The organism is Nocardiopsis tropica, from assembly GCF_042660575.1.
GTDB lineage: Bacteria > Actinomycetota > Actinomycetes > Streptosporangiales > Streptosporangiaceae > Nocardiopsis > Nocardiopsis tropica.
Window position 1 is genome coordinate 332,757 of record NZ_JBHSUF010000001.1, and the last position, 15,298, is coordinate 348,054.

Genomic DNA, 15,298 nt, shown 5'->3' on the forward strand with positions numbered 1-15,298 from the left:
GGGCGCCGCCCCGCCAGCCCTACTGGTAGCCGCGGATCTCCCGGAAGATCTGTTCGAGGTCCTGTTCGCGGGCGTCGAAGACCCGGCCGCCCGTCACCTCGGCGACGCTCGACATCTCCGATTCGTCCGAGTCGCCGAACAGCACCGTGAAGACGGGCGCGGCCGCCGCCTCCGGCGACAGCTCCTCCAGGGAGAGCCGGAAGTCCTCCAGGTCCGAACCCAGGTTCACCTCGCCGTCGGTCATCAGCACCACCGACGTCAGGTGGTCGCCGGAACCGCCCTCCAGCAGCGCGTACGCCTCCCGCAGCGCGTCGTAGGTGGCCGTCTCGCCGTCGGCCTCCAGGGACCGGACCTCCTCCGCCACGTCCTCCGCGACCGCGTCCGCGGACCCCGGCTCCATCACGAACGTGCGCGGCTCACCGGGCTCGGTGGCGAACGGCAGCAGCGTGATCTCCTCCCGCTCCTGGAACGCCTGCGTCCGCCGGGCCAGGGACCCGCCGTCCGCCCCCGTCAGGGCCACCAGCGCCGACCGCAGCTCACGGATGCGCTCGCCCTCCATCGACCCCGACACGTCCAGCACGTACACGGTGCGCGCCGGACGGCGCAGGACGCCGACGTAGTCGGCGACCAGGTCGTCCACCACCTGCCTGTGGGCGGGGAACGGCAGCTCCACCAGGGGCGGGACCTGCGCCCGCAGCGCCGCGTCCGGGGAGACCGGGCGGCGCCACGTGTCGTCGGCGATCCGCTGCTGGGTCGGGCCCGACAGCAGGTCCTCGACCAGGCGCCCGTACGCGGACACGGCGTCCTCCGAGGGGTCCGCCAGCAGTGTCAGCGGGTAGTCGGCCGTCACCGCGCCGTCCGCGGGGTGCACCAGAGCGAGCGGCTCCTCCAGCGCGCCGGAGGCGTTCAGCGACAGCAGTACCGACTCGTAGTTGATCAGGCCGTCCACCGGCCGCCCCTCGCGGGCGCGCCGCTCGAACGCCTCCGACAGCCATCCGGACGAGCCCGCGGTGACCTCCTGGCCCCCGAAGAACTCCTCCAGCTCCGGGCGGACCCTCTCCACGTCCCGGCTCTCCAGGGCGGTGCCCGTGTCGGCCAGGGCCGAGGCCACGCCGATCAGCGCCGAGAAGCCGGAGTTGGAGGCGCCGGGGTGGGTCATCCCGTAGGTCAGACCCTCCTCCGCGACCGCCCTGCTCACGTCCGCCCAGGTCACCTCCGCGCCGCCGGTCCACCCCAGCTCGTCCGCGCGCGACCCGGTCACGCCCAGGACCACGGGGGAGACCATGACGGGGGTCTCGGTGTGCACGGCCGTCCTGCCGCCCCCGTCCAGGTGCAGGTAGCGGTTCGAGCCGAACCAGACGGCGTCGTACCCGTCGGTGTCGCCCCCGGCCACCCGGGCGAGTCCGTCCAGGGTGCCGGTGTAGTCCAGCTCCACCGTCACGCCGGTCCGCTCGGAGACCTCCTCCAGCAGGGGTTCCAGGTCGGCGATCTCGCTGCCCGCCAGCACCCTCAGGGTGTCCGCGGACCCGCCCGGGACCGTGCACGCCCCGGCCGCCATGACCAGGGCCAGGGCCGCGGCGCCCGCCGCGGAAGCCGTCGGGAACCTCATCCCGCCCCTCCCGCCGCCGCGCCTCCGCCGGCGCGGCCCGTGTCCTCCCCGTCGTCCGCGGGCGGACGCATCCCGCTGCTCGTGTAGGCGTCCTCGATACCGGTCAGCAGGGACTCCAGGGCCTCGTAGGCGGGCGGGTGGACCACGTCGGCGACCTGCGTGCGGACGGAGAGGCCGTGCTCGTCCACCAGGTCCTGGAAGTACCGGGTGTCCTCGGTGCGGAACCCGTGGCCGGCCGCCAGCGCCTGGAGCTCCGCGTCCCCGGTGAGCAGGCGCCCGACCTCGTCGCCCGCCCCGGTGAGGGGGACGACGGTGTGCTCGGCGTACACGGTCGGCCCCGGGTAGAGCACCACCACGCCGTCCGCCGGGGCGGGGCCCTCCACCATGGCGTGGACGTACTGGGACTCGTAGACCCACACCAGCGGCGTGTGGCCCGCGCCCAGGTCCCGGAACTGCTCGAAGGGCTGCTGCGAGGACTCGGGGGGCTGGCCCTGGGCGAGGAAGAGCCGGGAGAGCGTGTCGACGATCTCCCGGTCCACCGGGCCCGGGGACACGGCCTCCTCGCCGTTGAGCAGGTAGGAGAGGACGGCCACGTACATGGCGGCCGAGTTGGAGGTGCGCGGGTCGGTGGTCCGGATCAGGACCTCGTTGCGGTTGCTGGAGCTCACCGAGTCGCCGGGCAGGTCGCGCCAGCGGGTCCGCTCCTCCGTCAGCTCCAGGTAGGCCGCCATGTCGAACTCCCACGCGCCGTCCTCGGCCCGCCGGGCGACACCGGCCTCCTCCAGGGCCCGGACCATCGGCTCGTAGGCGAGGAGGACCATCGGGGTGCTGAACGGCTGGTACTCGGCGGTGACCCCGTTGAGCTCCCTGGCGCGCTCGGCCAGGTGCCGGGAGCCGGGGGAGACGAAGTCCGCGTCGCCGGGCTCCTCCGCCAGCAGGCGCGATCCGCGCGGGCGCACCCGCACCTCGTACCCCAGCTCGCCGAACCTCTCCACGACGCGCTCGTCCTCGAAGAACGCGACCTTCTCCGACCCGACGATCCCCTCGACCGGCCGGCGGTCCCCGAGGACGCGGTCGACCAGGACCACGCCGATGGCCGCGAGCAGCGCCGCGATGACTGTTCCGGCGGCCACGACGAACAACGTCCTGGTGCGGCCGGGCCGATGGGGGATGCCAGGCACCGCGTCGTCCCTCCTCGGTTGGACCGGTGGTGGTCGCACCCTCCCAGGGCCGACCGGCGAGGAGCCGACCCCCCGGTGTCAGGGGCGTGGACGGCGGGAGAACCCGCGGTGCCCCGGACGGCGGTCGGAGCGTCCCGGGGGAGAACTACCCTGGGGACCGTGGCAGGCCGGATCAGAGACGAAGACATCGCGCTCGTACGCGAACGCGCGCCCATCGCGGACGTGATCGGCGAGTACCTCCAGCTCCGCAACGCGGGAGGCGGCTCGCTGAAGGGGCTGTGCCCCTTCCACGACGAGAAGTCCCCCTCCTTCAACGTCACCCCCTCCAAGAACCTCTGGTACTGCTTCGGCTGCGGGGAGGGCGGGGACACCATCTCCTTCCTGCAGAAGATCGACAGCCTCAGCTTTGCCGAGGCCGTCGAGTCGCTCGCCCGGCAGGTCGGCGTCACCCTGCGCTACGAGGAGGGCGGCCGCAGCACGGCGCGGCACGACTCGGGCAAACGGCAGCGCCTCCTCGACGCGCACCGCGCCGCCGCGGAGTACTTCGCCGAGCAGCTCCTCACCGCCGGGGCCGTCACCGCCCGCCGCTTCCTCGACGAGCGCGGCTTCAACCGCGTCCACGCCGAGCACTTCGGCCTGGGCTATGCGCCCGCCGGATGGGAGAACCTCACCTCGCACCTGCGACGCAAGGGCTTCACCGACCAGGAGCTGATCGAGGGAGGGCTGGCCAGCCAGGGGCGTCGGGGCGCCTACGACCGCTTCCGCAACCGGCTGCTGTGGCCCATCCGCGAGGTCACCGGGGAGGTCGTCGGCTTCGGTGCGCGCAAGCTCGACCCGGCCGAGGACGGGCCCAAGTACCTCAACTCGCCGGAGAGCCCCATCTTCCACAAGGGGCGGCTGCTGTACGGCCTCGACCTGGCCAAACGCGACATCTCCCAGAAGAGCCAGGCGGTCATCGTCGAGGGCTACACCGACGTCATGGCCTGCCACCTGGCCGGGGTGACCACCGCGGTCGCCACGTGCGGCACCTCCTTCGGCGAGGACCACCTCAAGATCCTGCGCCGCATGCTCCTGGGCCGCTCCAACCAGGGCGGCCGGGTGGTGTTCACGTTCGACGGCGACGCGGCCGGCCAGAAGGCCGCGGTGCGCGCCTTCGCCGAGGAGCACGGCTTCGCCTCCGAGACCTTCGTGGCCGTCCAGCCCGACGGACTCGACCCCTGCGACCTGCGGCTCCGCCACGGGGACCAGGCGGTGGCGGACCTCGTCGACAACCCCGCGCCCCTGTACGAGTTCATGATCCGCAAGGTCATCGAGGACTACGACCTCTCCGCGCCCGAGGGCCGCATCGCCGCGCTGGACGCCGCCGCGCCGGTGGTCGCCAGCATCCGCAACGCGGGGGTGCGCAGGCTCTACGGCACCAACCTGGACCGCTGGCTCGGCATCCTGGACGAGTCCTTCGTGCTGCGCCGAGTCAACCAGCACATCCGCCGGGGAGGCGTGCAGGAGGGGCGGACGGCCGCGCCCGCGGCGCGCCCCGTTCCCACCCCCGACGCGCAGGACGCCCCGTACAACCTGAACGACCAGTCCCTGCTCCGCGAGCGCCAGGCGCTCAAGATCGCCCTCCAGTACCCGTCTCTGGCCGTCGGCTTCGACAAGTTCACCGACGAGGACTTCACCGTCCCCCAGCACAAGGCGGTGCTCCAGCTCATCATCGCCGCGGGGGGAGTGGCCGCCGCGCACGACCCCGCCGCGTGGGTGAGCGCCCTGCGGGAGGCCGCTCCCAACGAGACCCAGCGGGATTTCCTCACCCGGCTGGCGGTCGAGCAGGTGGAGTTCTACGGAGAACTCGACGAGCATTACGCGCGGCAAATGCTGAGCACAATCAGAACTCATTCCATCAACCGGCGCGAGTCAAACCTGAGGTCAGAGCTGTCCCGCCTGGGATCGGGTTCCCAGGTTGAGGAACAACAGCGGGTATTGACCGAACTCATGGCGCTCCAGCAGGAAAAACGTGCCTTCCAGGACGAGTTGGCGGACGGTATGTAGCACCGGGGTGACAATAGTAGTTCTCCCTTTTCCGGTGCCCGAAAGGGCACAATGGGATGGTGTCTCCCACGGTTGCGACCAACGAAATGCCGCCCATTCGCCAGGTGGCCGGACTGCTCCCCGACACCGGTGGCGGGGCGGTCAGCCGGAGCGAGGTCGCCTCGGCCCTGGAACGACTGGACGCGCCGCCGGAGTCGCTGGACCGGACGGTCGCCCACCTCGCCCGGATCGGCATCGAGGTCTCCGACCCCGACGAGGCCGCCCAGCCCCCCGACGGCGCCCGCCGCTCCGGATCGGACCTGGTGCGCCTGTACCTGCGCGAGATCGGCCGGGTGCCGCTGCTCACCGCCGAGCAGGAGGTCGAGCTCGCCAGGGCCGTCGAGGTCGGCCTGTACGCGCAGCACCGGTCGTGCGCCGACGGCGCGTGCTCGCCGGAGGAGCTCGCCGTCCTCGTGGAGGAGGGAGGGCGGGCCAAGAGGCGCCTGATCGAATCCAACCTCCGCCTGGTCGTGTCGATCGCCAAGCGGTACATGGGGAGGGGCCTGCTCTTCCTCGACCTCGTCCAGGAGGGCAACCTCGGCCTGATCCGCGCCGTTGAGAAGTTCGACTACGCCAAGGGGTTCAAGTTCTCCACCTACGCGACGTGGTGGATCAGGCAGGCCATCACCCGGGCGATAGCGGACCAGGCGCGCACGATCCGCATCCCCGTCCACATGGTCGAGACGATCAACAAACTCGTCCGGGTGCAGCACCAGCTCCACCAGCAGCTCGGGCGCGAACCGAGTACCGCGGAGGTCTCCTCGGCCGCCGGATGCGTCGGGGACCGGGTCCTGGAGATCCAGCGGATCGCCCGGGAGCCCGTGTCGCTCCAGGCGCCGATCGGCGACGAGGAGTCCGACTTCGGTGACTTCATAGAGGACTCCGACGCGGTCGTCCCGGTCGAGGCGGCGGCCTTCACCCTGCTCCAGGAGCAGCTGCACGCCATCCTCGGCGACCTGTCCGACCGGGAGCGGCGCATCATCCGGCTGCGCTTCGGGATGGCCGACGGGCACCCGCACACCCTGGAGGAGGTCGGCCGCGAGTTCGGGGTGACCCGCGAACGCATCCGCCAGATCGAGGCCAAGACCCTGGCCAAGCTCCGGCACCCCTCCCGGGCCGGCACCCTGCGCGACTACATCACGGGCGACTGACCGCGCCGCGCCACCCCGGACCCGAAAACCAACGCACGGGCCGCCCCCAGGGTTCCCCGCCGCGGCGGGAACGGCCTCATGTGGCCGACATGGGCCGAACCCCCGGTGCCCGCCGCCCCCGGCCCCTAACGTCGAGGGGTGACCGCCACCCCGAACCAGCCGAACACCCCGGACCTCCCCCGGCGGCGCTCCCCGCTCCTCGCGCTGGGGGCCGTCGTCACCGCCGGGGCACTGGTCACGGGGCTCTTCGCCGTCGCGACCGCGAGGAACCCCGAGCGCATCGGGTACTTCGCCGACTGGAACGTGGCCAACCGCGGATACACCCTCAAGGAGTTCGAGGACAGCGGCTCCGCCGACCGCCTGACCCGGCTCATGTGGGCGTTCGGGGCGATCAGCCCGGAGGGGCTCTGCCACATCCCCGACACCCACGACCAGCCGTGGGAGCTGTACCAGCGCAGGTACGAGGGGGACGAGAGCGTCGGCGGCGAGCCCGACGAGTACGAGCAGGAGCTCGCGGGCGGACTCAACCAGCTGCGCCTGCTGCGCGAACGCCACCCGGACCTGGGGGCCAGCCTCTCCCTGGGCGGCTGGAACTGGTCGACCCACTTCTCGGTCGCGGCGCGCACCCAGGAGTCCCGTGAGGCCTTCGCGGCCTCCTGCGTGGACCTGTGGCTGCGGGGCGACCTCCCGGTCCGCGGCGGCGAGCCCCAAGGGGGCGACGGCGCGGCCGCCGGGGTCTTCGACGGCATCGACCTGGACTGGGAGTGGCCCGGGGGAGCCGGGCACCCGGACAACGTCGAGCACCCCGACGACGCCGCCAACTTCACCCTGCTGGTCGCCGAGTTCCGCCGCCGGCTCGACGAGCTGTCCGCGGAGACGGGGGAGGAGTACGTCCTGTCGGTGTCCCTGTCCGGAGCGGCGGAGACCAGCGGGTCCTACGACCCCGCGATCTTCGGGCAGGTGGACTTCGCCACCGTGCAGGGCTACGACTTCGCCGGGCCGTGGAGCGACGGGACCGCCCACCACTCGAACCTGTTCGCGCCCGCCTCCCAGCCGGACGCCAACAGCGTCGACGCCGCGATCCGGCGCTACCTCGACGCGGGGGCGCCCCCGGAGAAGCTGGTGATGGGCGTCCCCGCCTTCGGCCGGGGCTGGCAGGGCGTGCGCTCCGACCGGGACGGAGGGCGCGGCCAGACCGCCGAGGGGCCCGCCGACGACCACTACGACGGCCCCACCATGGCCTTCGGCGACCTGGAGGAGCTGGAGGGGCGCCGCCACCTGGACGAGGAGGCCGGCGCCTACTGGGTCCACGACGGCGACGAGTGGTGGACCTACGACAACCCCGACGTGATCGCCCTCAAGGGCGAGTACGTACTCGACCGGGGCCTGGGCGGGCTCATGGTGTGGAACCTGGACATGGACCCCGACGGCACCCTGGTGCGCGCCATGGACGCGTCGCTCGGGGGCTGACCGCCGGCCCGGTCGAAGGCCCCGCCGCGGCGGACGGGCAGCCCGTCCCGCCCGCCCGGACCCGTGTCCTGCCGCCCGTGTCCCGGAGCCGGGCCGTGCCCCGCCGTCCGTGGTCCGCCGCCCGTGTGCCGTCCCGGCCCCCTGAGGCCCCGTCCCGCCGCCGTTCCCGGTCCCCCGCGGATTCCGCCCGCAGGCCCGCCCCCGCCGACACGGATCCGCGCGGCACGGTTGCGGGGCCGCCACCGGCCGCGCCACCCTGGGCACCATGGCCGACCCGCACAGCAGTACCAGCGCCCGAACCGACGTCGCCGGACTCCGCCGCGACCTGGAGAGCAGCATCCGGGGCACGGTCTCCTTCGACGCGGGCACCCGCGCCCTCTACACGTCCGACGCCTCCAACTACCGGCGCGTCCCCCTCGCGGTGGTCGTGCCCGAGACCGTCGAGGACTGCGTGGCGGCCGTCCGCGCCTGCGCGGCGCACGGCGTACCCGTCGTCCCCAGGGGCGGCGGCACGTCCATCGCGGGCAACGCCATCGGCACCGGCGTCGTCATCGACACCTCCCGCCACCTGCGCGCCATCGAGCACATCGACCCCGAGGCCCGCACCGCCACCGTGCAGCCCGGCGTCATCCTCGACGACCTGCGCGCCGCCACCGCCGAACACGGGCTGACCTTCGCGCCCGACCCCTCCACCCACAGCCGCTGCACCATCGGCGGCATGGTCGGCAACAACGCCTGCGGCTCCCACTCCGTGGCCTGGGGGACCACCGCCGACAACATCGTCTCCCTCGACCTGCTGCTCAGCGACGGCACCCGCCTCACCGTCGGCTCCTCCGACACCGCGGAGGAGTTCGAGGCCCTCACCCGGCGGCCCGGGCGCGAGGGGGAGATCCACACCGCGCTGGCCCGCCTCGTCGACGCGCACCGGGCCGAGCTGCGCACCGCCATGCCCGAGTTCCGGCGCCGCGTCTCCGGCTACGCCCTGGACCGGCTGCTCCCGGAGAAGGGCCGCAACGTCGCCGCCGCGCTCGTCGGCACCGAGGGCACCTGCGCGTTCGTCCTCGGCGCCACGGTCCGCCTCGTCGAGTCGCCGCCCGCCCGGGCCCTGGCGGTCCTCGGCTACCCGGACGCCGCCTCGGCCGCCGACGCGGTCCCCGACCTCCTCGGCCACGCCCCGCTCACCGTCGAGGGCATCAACGACCGCATGGTCGCGGCCCTGGACCTGCACGGCTCCCGCGCCCGGGTTCCCCTCCCCGAGGGCGGCGCCTGGCTCCTGGTGGAGATCGCCGGGCCGGACCCCGGCGGAGCGGCCGAGGCCGCCGACCGCATGCTCGCCGGCCTACCCCGGGCCTCCCGCCCCCAGGACGCCGGCGTCGTCTCCGACCCGGCCCACCAGAGGGCGCTCTGGCGCATCCGCGAGGAGGGCGCCGGGCTCACCCAGCGCACCCCCGCCGGGGCGGACGCCTGGTCGGGCTGGGAGGACGCGGCGGTCCCGCCGGAGAACCTCGGCGCCTACCTGCGCGACTTCGACGCCCTCATGGAGCGCCACGGCCGGTTCGGGGTGGTCTACGGGCACTTCGGCGACGGCTGCCTCCACGTGCGCATCGACTTCGAGCTCACCCACGAGCGCGGGCGACAGGAGTACCGGGCTTTCATGGAGGAGGCCGCCGACACGGTGGTCCGGCACGGCGGGTCCCTGTCCGGCGAGCACGGCGACGGCCAGGCCCGGTCCGAACTCCTGGCCCGCATGTACCCCGAGGGGCTGATCCGCGCCTTCGGGGAGTTCAAGCGCGTCTGGGACCCCGCCGGCCTCATGAACCCCGGCATCATCGTCGACCCCCTCCCGCTCGACGCCGACATCCGGGTGGCCGCCGACACCGTCCCGTCCCGGCAGGCGTCCCCGGGACGGGACGCGACACCGCTGCCGCTCCTGTCGCGGGCGACCCTGGCCTACGGCGACGACGGCGGCGACCCCGCCGGCGCGCTGCGCCGCTGCTCCGGGATCGGCAAGTGCCGCCGCCAGTCCGGACCGGGCGTCATGTGCCCCAGCTACCAGGTCACCCAGGAGGAGAAGCACTCCACACGGGGCCGCGCCCACCTGCTGTTCGAGATGGCCAGGGGCGAGGTCGTCACGGACGGGTGGCGCTCGGAGGAGGTGCGCGAGAGCCTCGACCTGTGCCTGTCCTGCAAGGGGTGCCTGAGCGACTGCCCCGTCAACGTGGACATGGCGAGCTACAAGGCCGAGTTCCTTCACCAGCACTACCGCAACCGGGTGCGCCCGGCCGCCCACTACTCGATGGGCTGGCTGCCGCTCTGGGCGAGGATGGCGGCCCTGGCCCCGGCCGAGGCCGACCGTGCCACCCGGCTGCCGGGGGTCTCCCGCCTGGCGAAGAGGGTCGCCGGCGTGGCGGCCGAGCGCGACCTGCCGTCGTTCGCCCGCACCACCTTCACCCGCGCCTTCCGCCGCCGGGCCGCCCGGGGGGAGGCGCGCCGCGGGGGGCCGAGGGTGGTCCTGTGGCCGGACACCTTCGGCAACCACATGAACCCGGGCGTGCCCGCCGCCGCCGTGCGGGTCCTGGAGGACGCCGGGTTCACCGTCGTCCTGCCCCGGGGACAGGTGTGCTGCGGCCTGACATGGGTGTCCACGGGGCAGCTCGACGTGGCGCGCGCCGTCATGCGCCGCGCGGTGCGCGCCCTGGCCCCGCTGGTCGAGGAGGGGCTGCCGGTGGTGGGGCTGGAGCCCAGCTGCACCGCGGCGCTCCGCCACGACCTGCTGGAGCTGCTGCCGGGCCCGGAGAGCGAGCGGGTGGCCGCGTCCGTGCACACCCTGGCGGGCTTCCTGGAGGAGTACGCGTCGGACTGGCAGCCGCCCCGGGTGCCGGCCTCCGCGCTGGCCCAGGTGCACTGCCACCAGCACGCGGTCATCGGGTTCGACGCCGACCGCGCGCTCATCGCCAGGGCCGGGATCGACGGGGAGGTCCTGGACTCGGGCTGCTGCGGGCTCGCGGGGGACTTCGGGTTCACCGAGGGCCGCTACGAGGTCTCCAGGGCCATCGGGGAGCGCGAGCTGCTGCCCCGGGTGCGGGAGGCCGCCCCGGAGACGCTGGTGCTCGCCGACGGCTACAGCTGCCGCACCCAGATCGCGCAGGGAACGGGGCGCAGGGCCCTGCACCTGGCAGAGGTCCTCGCCCGGGGGCTCGACCGGCGCCCGTCCCGCCCCGGGGCCGCCCCGGAGGGCGCTTCCTAAGGTGTGGTCCGTGGGTGCTTTCGGCGGGCTCGGCGCTTGCGCCGATCGCCGCGAGCGGTCGCTGGGCCATCTCTCGCAAGACGAGTAGCGAAGGTCAGCCCGGGTTTGGCTGTCCGAGCGCGGTCGGCGCAGCGAGAGGCAGCCCGGCGGACGCGAGCCCGGAACGACCCGCGGACCACGTCCTAGACGCCCATCTGGTCGTGCAGGGCCGACAGCGCCCGGGAGACGGCGTCGGACAGGCGCGGGTCGTCCGGGTCGACGCCCTCGCCCAGGTGGACGCGCCAGTCCACGTCGGCGCCGCCGGGCGGACGGCGCGCCACCAGCCGGAAACCGGTGGTGGATCCGGCGCCGGGGAACGGCACGAAGCGGTTGACCAGGATGGTCGCGGTGACGCGCTCGGCGACGGTCTCCGCCAGGCGGCGGTAGTCGACGCCGTCGGCGGCCGGGTCGGAGCGCAGGCGGACCGTGTGCTCGCCCGCCCCCTCCTCCGTGAACCTGAAGGTGTCGGGGGTCCAGCTCGCCCGGTCGATGTCCTCCCAGGGCACGGCCCGCCCGCCGGGCAGGTACAGGGCGCGCGTGGTGGTGACGAGCACCTGCTCGCCGGCGTCCCGCCCGGCCGGAACGGCGACGGGCGCGTGCGCCAGCACGCGCTCGCCCCGCTCCAGCCCGGCGCGGACCCCCGCGGGGACGCCGCGGCGGAACAGTGTCACGGGCGGTCCGCCCCGTCGTCGTCGGAGCGCCCGCTCCCGGGCTGGGTGCCGTTGGACACCCTGGTCTCCCACTCGACGAGCTCGATCTCCTCGTCGGTGGGCCGGGCGAGGAAGTCGCGCAGCGACGTGATCGGCATCTTGTCGACGGTCTTGTCGTAGACGGTGCGACCCGCGTTGCCGACCTGGGCACCGACGAGCCCGGCGACCTCCTGGACGACGGGGCTGTCCGCGACCCTGCGGGCCGTCCGTGCGAGCTGCTCGTAGCGGGCCCTGCCCGCCTTGGCGCCCAGGACGTATCCGATGGCGAGTCCGGCGACGAACGTGATCCGGTAGCGCATGGGTCCCTCTTCAGACCTTGGAGACGATCGGCGTGTTCCGTGCCTGGCACGTTACCCTGTCGCCGCTCCGCCACACGTGCCGACACCGGTCACGAGCACTCTCCGGGGGCGCTACGCTAGTGGTGTCGCCACGGCCTGCGGGTCGCGGGGGCGCACGATCCCGCGTAGCTCAATTGGCAGAGCAGCCGGCTGTTAACCGGCAGGTTATTGGTTCGAGTCCAATCGCGGGAGCGTATCGGAAAGGGCCAGTCGGAGAGATCCGGCGGGCCCTTCCCGCATGTCCGGACCCTGTGGCTGACTCCCGGCGGACGGGGCACGCGGCCCGGCGCGGGAGCCCGGAAAACACGTCGCGAGCACCCCGGGGGAGGCGCTAGGCTTGTCCTGTCGCCACGGCCCGCGGGTCGCGGGGGCGCACGATCCCGCGTAGCTCAATTGGCAGAGCAGCCGGCTGTTAACCGGCAGGTCATTGGTTCGAGTCCAATCGCGGGAGCCCACATGAAGAGGGCCCCTCCCACGGGAGGGGCCCTCTTCCGTTCTACGGACCGTTCCGGGGGACCGCCGCGACGCGGTCCCCGCGGACACTCGCCGCGCGGTGCCGGGGTCGACCAAACACACGGGTCCGTCCTGGCGCTCCGCCGCCTCCCGCCCTGCGGGGCGGCCCCCTCCCGCTGCCGGGCCGGCGGCTCCAGCGCGGGACAGGGGGAGCGGAGGCGGTCAGATCCTGCCGATGCCGCCGATGATGAGCCGCCGGTTGCGCTGCGGCATCTGGTAGCAGCCCGGGACCGGCGGGGCCACGGGGAGCGTGCGCCAGCGCTGGACCTCGATCAGACCGGGTTCGGGGACCTCCCAGCCCTCGAAGAACACCTCGATCTCCTTGCGCGTGCGCCAGCGGCCCGAACCGAGCCGGTCCAGGAACACCCTCTCCAGCTGTTCGGCCCGGGAGAAGTCCTTGGGGAAGAACGACTGGTCGGGACGGCAGTAGTGGCTGAGGACCATGTGGCTGCCGGGCGCGAGGGAGTCCCGCAGGGCCGCGATGTGCTCGGCCGGGGCGTCGGCGTCGGACGTGTGCGCGACCACCCCGGTGAGCAGCAGCCCCACGGGGCGCTCCAGGTCGAGGAACGCCCGGGTCTCGGGGTCGTCCAGGAGTCTGCGCGGGGTGGTCAGGCCGGCCCGCACCGCGGTGGTGGTGTGTCCGTCGCGGAGCAGGGCCAGGTGGTGGGTCAGTACCACGGGGTCATCGGTGGCGTAGAGGACGCGTGCGCCCGGCGCGTGCTCCTGCGCGATCTGGTGGGGGTCGCCGGGGGCGGGCAGGCCCGCGCCGACCTGGATGAACTGCCGGATTCCCTCGCTCTCGGCGAGGTGGCGGACGGCCCGTTGGAGGAAGGCGCGTTCACCCAGGACCAGGTCCTGGAAACCGGGTGCGGTGCGTTCGGCCCTGCTCGCCAGGTCGCGATCGACCTCGAAGTGGTCCTTGCCCTTGAGGTGGAAGGAGCGGAGCCGTGCCAGGCTCGGACGAGCCAGGTCGACGGCGGGCGGAGGGTTGGCCCGGACGTTTTTGCCCCCCGCCTGCCTCAGGAAATCGGGGGAAGTGAATCGAGACATCGCCGTCCTCTTGTCTGAGGTGGGGAAGTTTGGTCGACCCCTGGATTCTATTCCTGGTTGACGTGGTTGTTAACCGAGTCACGGACTCGGGTGGTAAAAAACGGCGTCCGTGTGGCTCCGGGTCGACCGGGCGTGTACGTTACGGCACACTTGGGTTGGCTAGGACATATATGCGTAATGTCCTTTATGTGAGGAATCAAGGAGGATGCTCGGTCCCCACAACCCCTGCCCCGGCGGGCCAGCGGGAGGATTCCGATCCTGATGGTGCTCCGGAGGCGTGCGGGAAGGGCCCGGGGGAAGCACTGCCGCAGGCGTCCAGGGCTCCCCGGGGCCTGTCCGGGATAAGGCATTAGTACTACGAATCGACCGCCCATTTATCGTGCGTGCCCACTGCCTGCGGAAATCAACGGAGGCGGAGAAGAATACGGCACACTTCGCAAACGGATTGCGTCGTCGAAAAGAGCACGGTGCCCGGCGGGGGCCTTCCCCCGGCGCGGGGCCCGAAACCCGATCCGCCGCCGGAACCGCCGGATGGCCTCTTCCGGCCCCGGCGGCGGCGCGGCCGCTCCCGTCGCGGCGGTGCGCCCCGGCACCGGCGTCTCGCTAGCCTGGGGGCATGGACCGTCCCCACACCATCCTGAGCTGCGCCATGTCGGTCGACGGGCGCATCGACGACACCACCCCGGAGCGGCTCCGCCTCTCCAACGAGGCCGACTTCGCCGAGGTGGACGAGTTGCGCGCGGGATGCGACGCGATCCTCGTGGGGGCCGGCACCCTGCGTGCGGACGACCCGCGGCTCCTCGTACGCTCCCCTGCCCTGCGCGCGCGCAGACGCGGGGAGGGCCGCACCGAGAACCTGCTCAAGGTCCTGGTCACCCGCAGCGGAGAGTTCGACCCCCGGGCCCGGTTCTTCTCCACCGGTGACGCCGGTGCGGTCGTCTACACAGGCGGGCCCGGGGTGGACGCCGCCAGGGCCGGCCTGTCCGGCAGGCCCGCCTCGGACCCGCCGGCCGAGGTCGTCGACGCCGGAAGCCCGCCCACCGCCGAGGCCGTCCTGGCCGACCTCGCGAACCGCGGGGTGGGCCGGCTGCTCGTGGAGGGCGGCGGCCACATCCACACCATGTTCCTCACGTCGGGCCTGGTGGACGAGATCCGGCTGGCGGTCGCCCCGTTCTTCGTGGGGGAGGAGGACGCGCCGCGCTTCGTCCTGCCCGGCGCCTACCCGTACTCCCCCGCCGCGCCGATGCGCCTCGTGGAGGCCAGGGCCCTGGGGGACGTCGCGGTCCTGCGCTACCGCCCCGACAACCGCGGCCCGCAGGAGAGGGAGGCCGGGGGAGGACGGGCCGGGGCGGACGGGAGCGCCGGGACGGGCGTGCCCCGGACCCGCGGGGAGGACCGGTGACCCCCGGGCCGCCGCCGGCCGCGGGCGGCGCGGACGCGCACTGGCTCCTCCGGACCGTCGAGCTGTCCCGGTCGTGCCCGCCCTCCGCCACCGCCTTCTCGGTCGGTTGCGTCGTGGTCGCCGGGGACGGCACGGTCCTGGGCGAGGGCTACTCACGCAGGGACGACCCGCGCGACCACGCCGAGGAGGCCGCGCTGCGCGGGACCGACCCCGGCGACCCCCGTCTGCGCGGGGCCACCCTCTACTCGTCGCTGGAGCCGTGCAGCTCCCGGGCCTCCCGGCCGACGGCGTGCAGCGCGCTCATCCTCACCACACCGATCCCGCGCGTGGTGTTCGCCTGGCGGGAGCCCGCCCTGTTCGTCGACTGCGACGGCGCCGAGCGGCTCCGGGCGGCGGGCAGGACCGTCGTCGAGCGCCCCGACCTCGCCCAGGGGGTCCGGGAGGTCAACGCCCACCTGCTCGGCTGACCGGGGCCGTCCACAGGCGGGGAAAGGGGCCGGCGC

General features: G+C 73.5%; 11 protein-coding genes and 2 tRNA genes. 8 read left to right on the forward strand and 5 right to left on the reverse strand.

What is annotated here, in order from left to right:
* Positions 1 to 19: 19 nt before the first annotated feature.
* A complete protein-coding gene (locus tag ACFQBR_RS01385; protein WP_344176211.1) occupies positions 20 to 1,609 on the reverse strand; it encodes a vWA domain-containing protein in 1,590 nt (529 codons plus the stop codon).
* The gene (locus ACFQBR_RS01390; RefSeq protein ID WP_344176213.1) at positions 1,606 to 2,790 is read right to left on the reverse strand and encodes a hypothetical protein; all 1,185 of its coding nucleotides are present in this window, start codon (positions 2,788 to 2,790) and stop codon (positions 1,606 to 1,608) included. The genes ACFQBR_RS01385 and ACFQBR_RS01390 overlap by 4 nt, the downstream gene beginning before the upstream one ends.
* A gap of 159 nt (positions 2,791 to 2,949) precedes the next feature.
* Here ACFQBR_RS01390 and dnaG point away from each other — a divergent pair, with 159 nt between their 5' ends.
* From dnaG to ACFQBR_RS01410, 4 genes are all read left to right on the forward strand, one after another.
* Complete coding sequence (gene dnaG / locus ACFQBR_RS01395; RefSeq protein WP_344176215.1) at positions 2,950 to 4,836, forward strand: DNA primase; 1,887 nt, start codon at positions 2,950 to 2,952, stop codon at positions 4,834 to 4,836.
* A gap of 86 nt (positions 4,837 to 4,922) precedes the next feature.
* On the forward strand, positions 4,923 to 6,026 hold the full coding sequence (rpoD, locus tag ACFQBR_RS01400; protein ID WP_378551911.1) for an RNA polymerase sigma factor RpoD: 1,104 nt from the start codon (positions 4,923 to 4,925) through the stop codon (positions 6,024 to 6,026).
* A gap of 138 nt (positions 6,027 to 6,164) precedes the next feature.
* Positions 6,165 to 7,496, forward strand: a complete 1,332-nt coding sequence (locus tag ACFQBR_RS01405) for a glycoside hydrolase family 18 protein (RefSeq protein WP_267945932.1) — start codon at positions 6,165 to 6,167, stop codon at positions 7,494 to 7,496.
* 265 nt (positions 7,497 to 7,761) lie between these two features.
* The gene (locus ACFQBR_RS01410; protein ID WP_344176219.1) at positions 7,762 to 10,743 is read left to right on the forward strand and encodes an FAD-binding and (Fe-S)-binding domain-containing protein; all 2,982 of its coding nucleotides are present in this window, start codon (positions 7,762 to 7,764) and stop codon (positions 10,741 to 10,743) included.
* Positions 10,744 to 10,925: 182 nt separating this feature from the next.
* Here ACFQBR_RS01410 and ACFQBR_RS01415 read toward each other — a convergent pair whose 3' ends face one another.
* Together ACFQBR_RS01415 and ACFQBR_RS01420 are read right to left on the reverse strand one after the other, a co-directional pair.
* On the reverse strand, positions 10,926 to 11,453 hold the full coding sequence (locus tag ACFQBR_RS01415; RefSeq protein WP_267945930.1) for a hypothetical protein: 528 nt from the start codon (positions 11,451 to 11,453) through the stop codon (positions 10,926 to 10,928).
* On the reverse strand, positions 11,450 to 11,791 hold the full coding sequence (locus ACFQBR_RS01420; protein WP_344176221.1) for a hypothetical protein: 342 nt from the start codon (positions 11,789 to 11,791) through the stop codon (positions 11,450 to 11,452). Before ACFQBR_RS01420 ends, ACFQBR_RS01415 begins: the two co-directional genes overlap by 4 nt.
* Positions 11,792 to 11,949: 158 nt before the next feature.
* On the opposite strand from ACFQBR_RS01420, the gene ACFQBR_RS01425 reads away from it, so the two are divergent.
* Together ACFQBR_RS01425 and ACFQBR_RS01430 are read left to right on the forward strand one after the other, a co-directional pair.
* Positions 11,950 to 12,022 (forward strand) — tRNA-Asn (locus ACFQBR_RS01425).
* A 186-nt stretch (positions 12,023 to 12,208) separates the two neighbouring features.
* Positions 12,209 to 12,281 (forward strand) — tRNA-Asn (locus ACFQBR_RS01430).
* A gap of 224 nt (positions 12,282 to 12,505) precedes the next feature.
* On the opposite strand, the gene ACFQBR_RS01435 is transcribed toward ACFQBR_RS01430, so the two are convergent.
* Positions 12,506 to 13,393: an SAM-dependent methyltransferase gene (locus tag ACFQBR_RS01435; protein WP_267945928.1), complete on the reverse strand. Its 888-nt coding sequence runs from the start codon at positions 13,391 to 13,393 to the stop codon at positions 12,506 to 12,508.
* Between the two features lie 616 nt (positions 13,394 to 14,009).
* Between ACFQBR_RS01435 and ACFQBR_RS01440 the strand changes: the two genes are divergently transcribed.
* Both ACFQBR_RS01440 and ACFQBR_RS01445 read left to right on the forward strand, forming a co-directional pair.
* Positions 14,010 to 14,795, forward strand: coding sequence for a RibD family protein (locus tag ACFQBR_RS01440; RefSeq protein WP_344176222.1), 786 nt, complete (start codon positions 14,010 to 14,012; stop codon positions 14,793 to 14,795).
* On the forward strand, positions 14,792 to 15,262 hold the full coding sequence (locus ACFQBR_RS01445; protein ID WP_344176224.1) for a cytidine/deoxycytidylate deaminase family protein: 471 nt from the start codon (positions 14,792 to 14,794) through the stop codon (positions 15,260 to 15,262). Before ACFQBR_RS01440 ends, ACFQBR_RS01445 begins: the two co-directional genes overlap by 4 nt.
* The last annotated feature ends 36 nt before the right edge of the window (positions 15,263 to 15,298 follow it).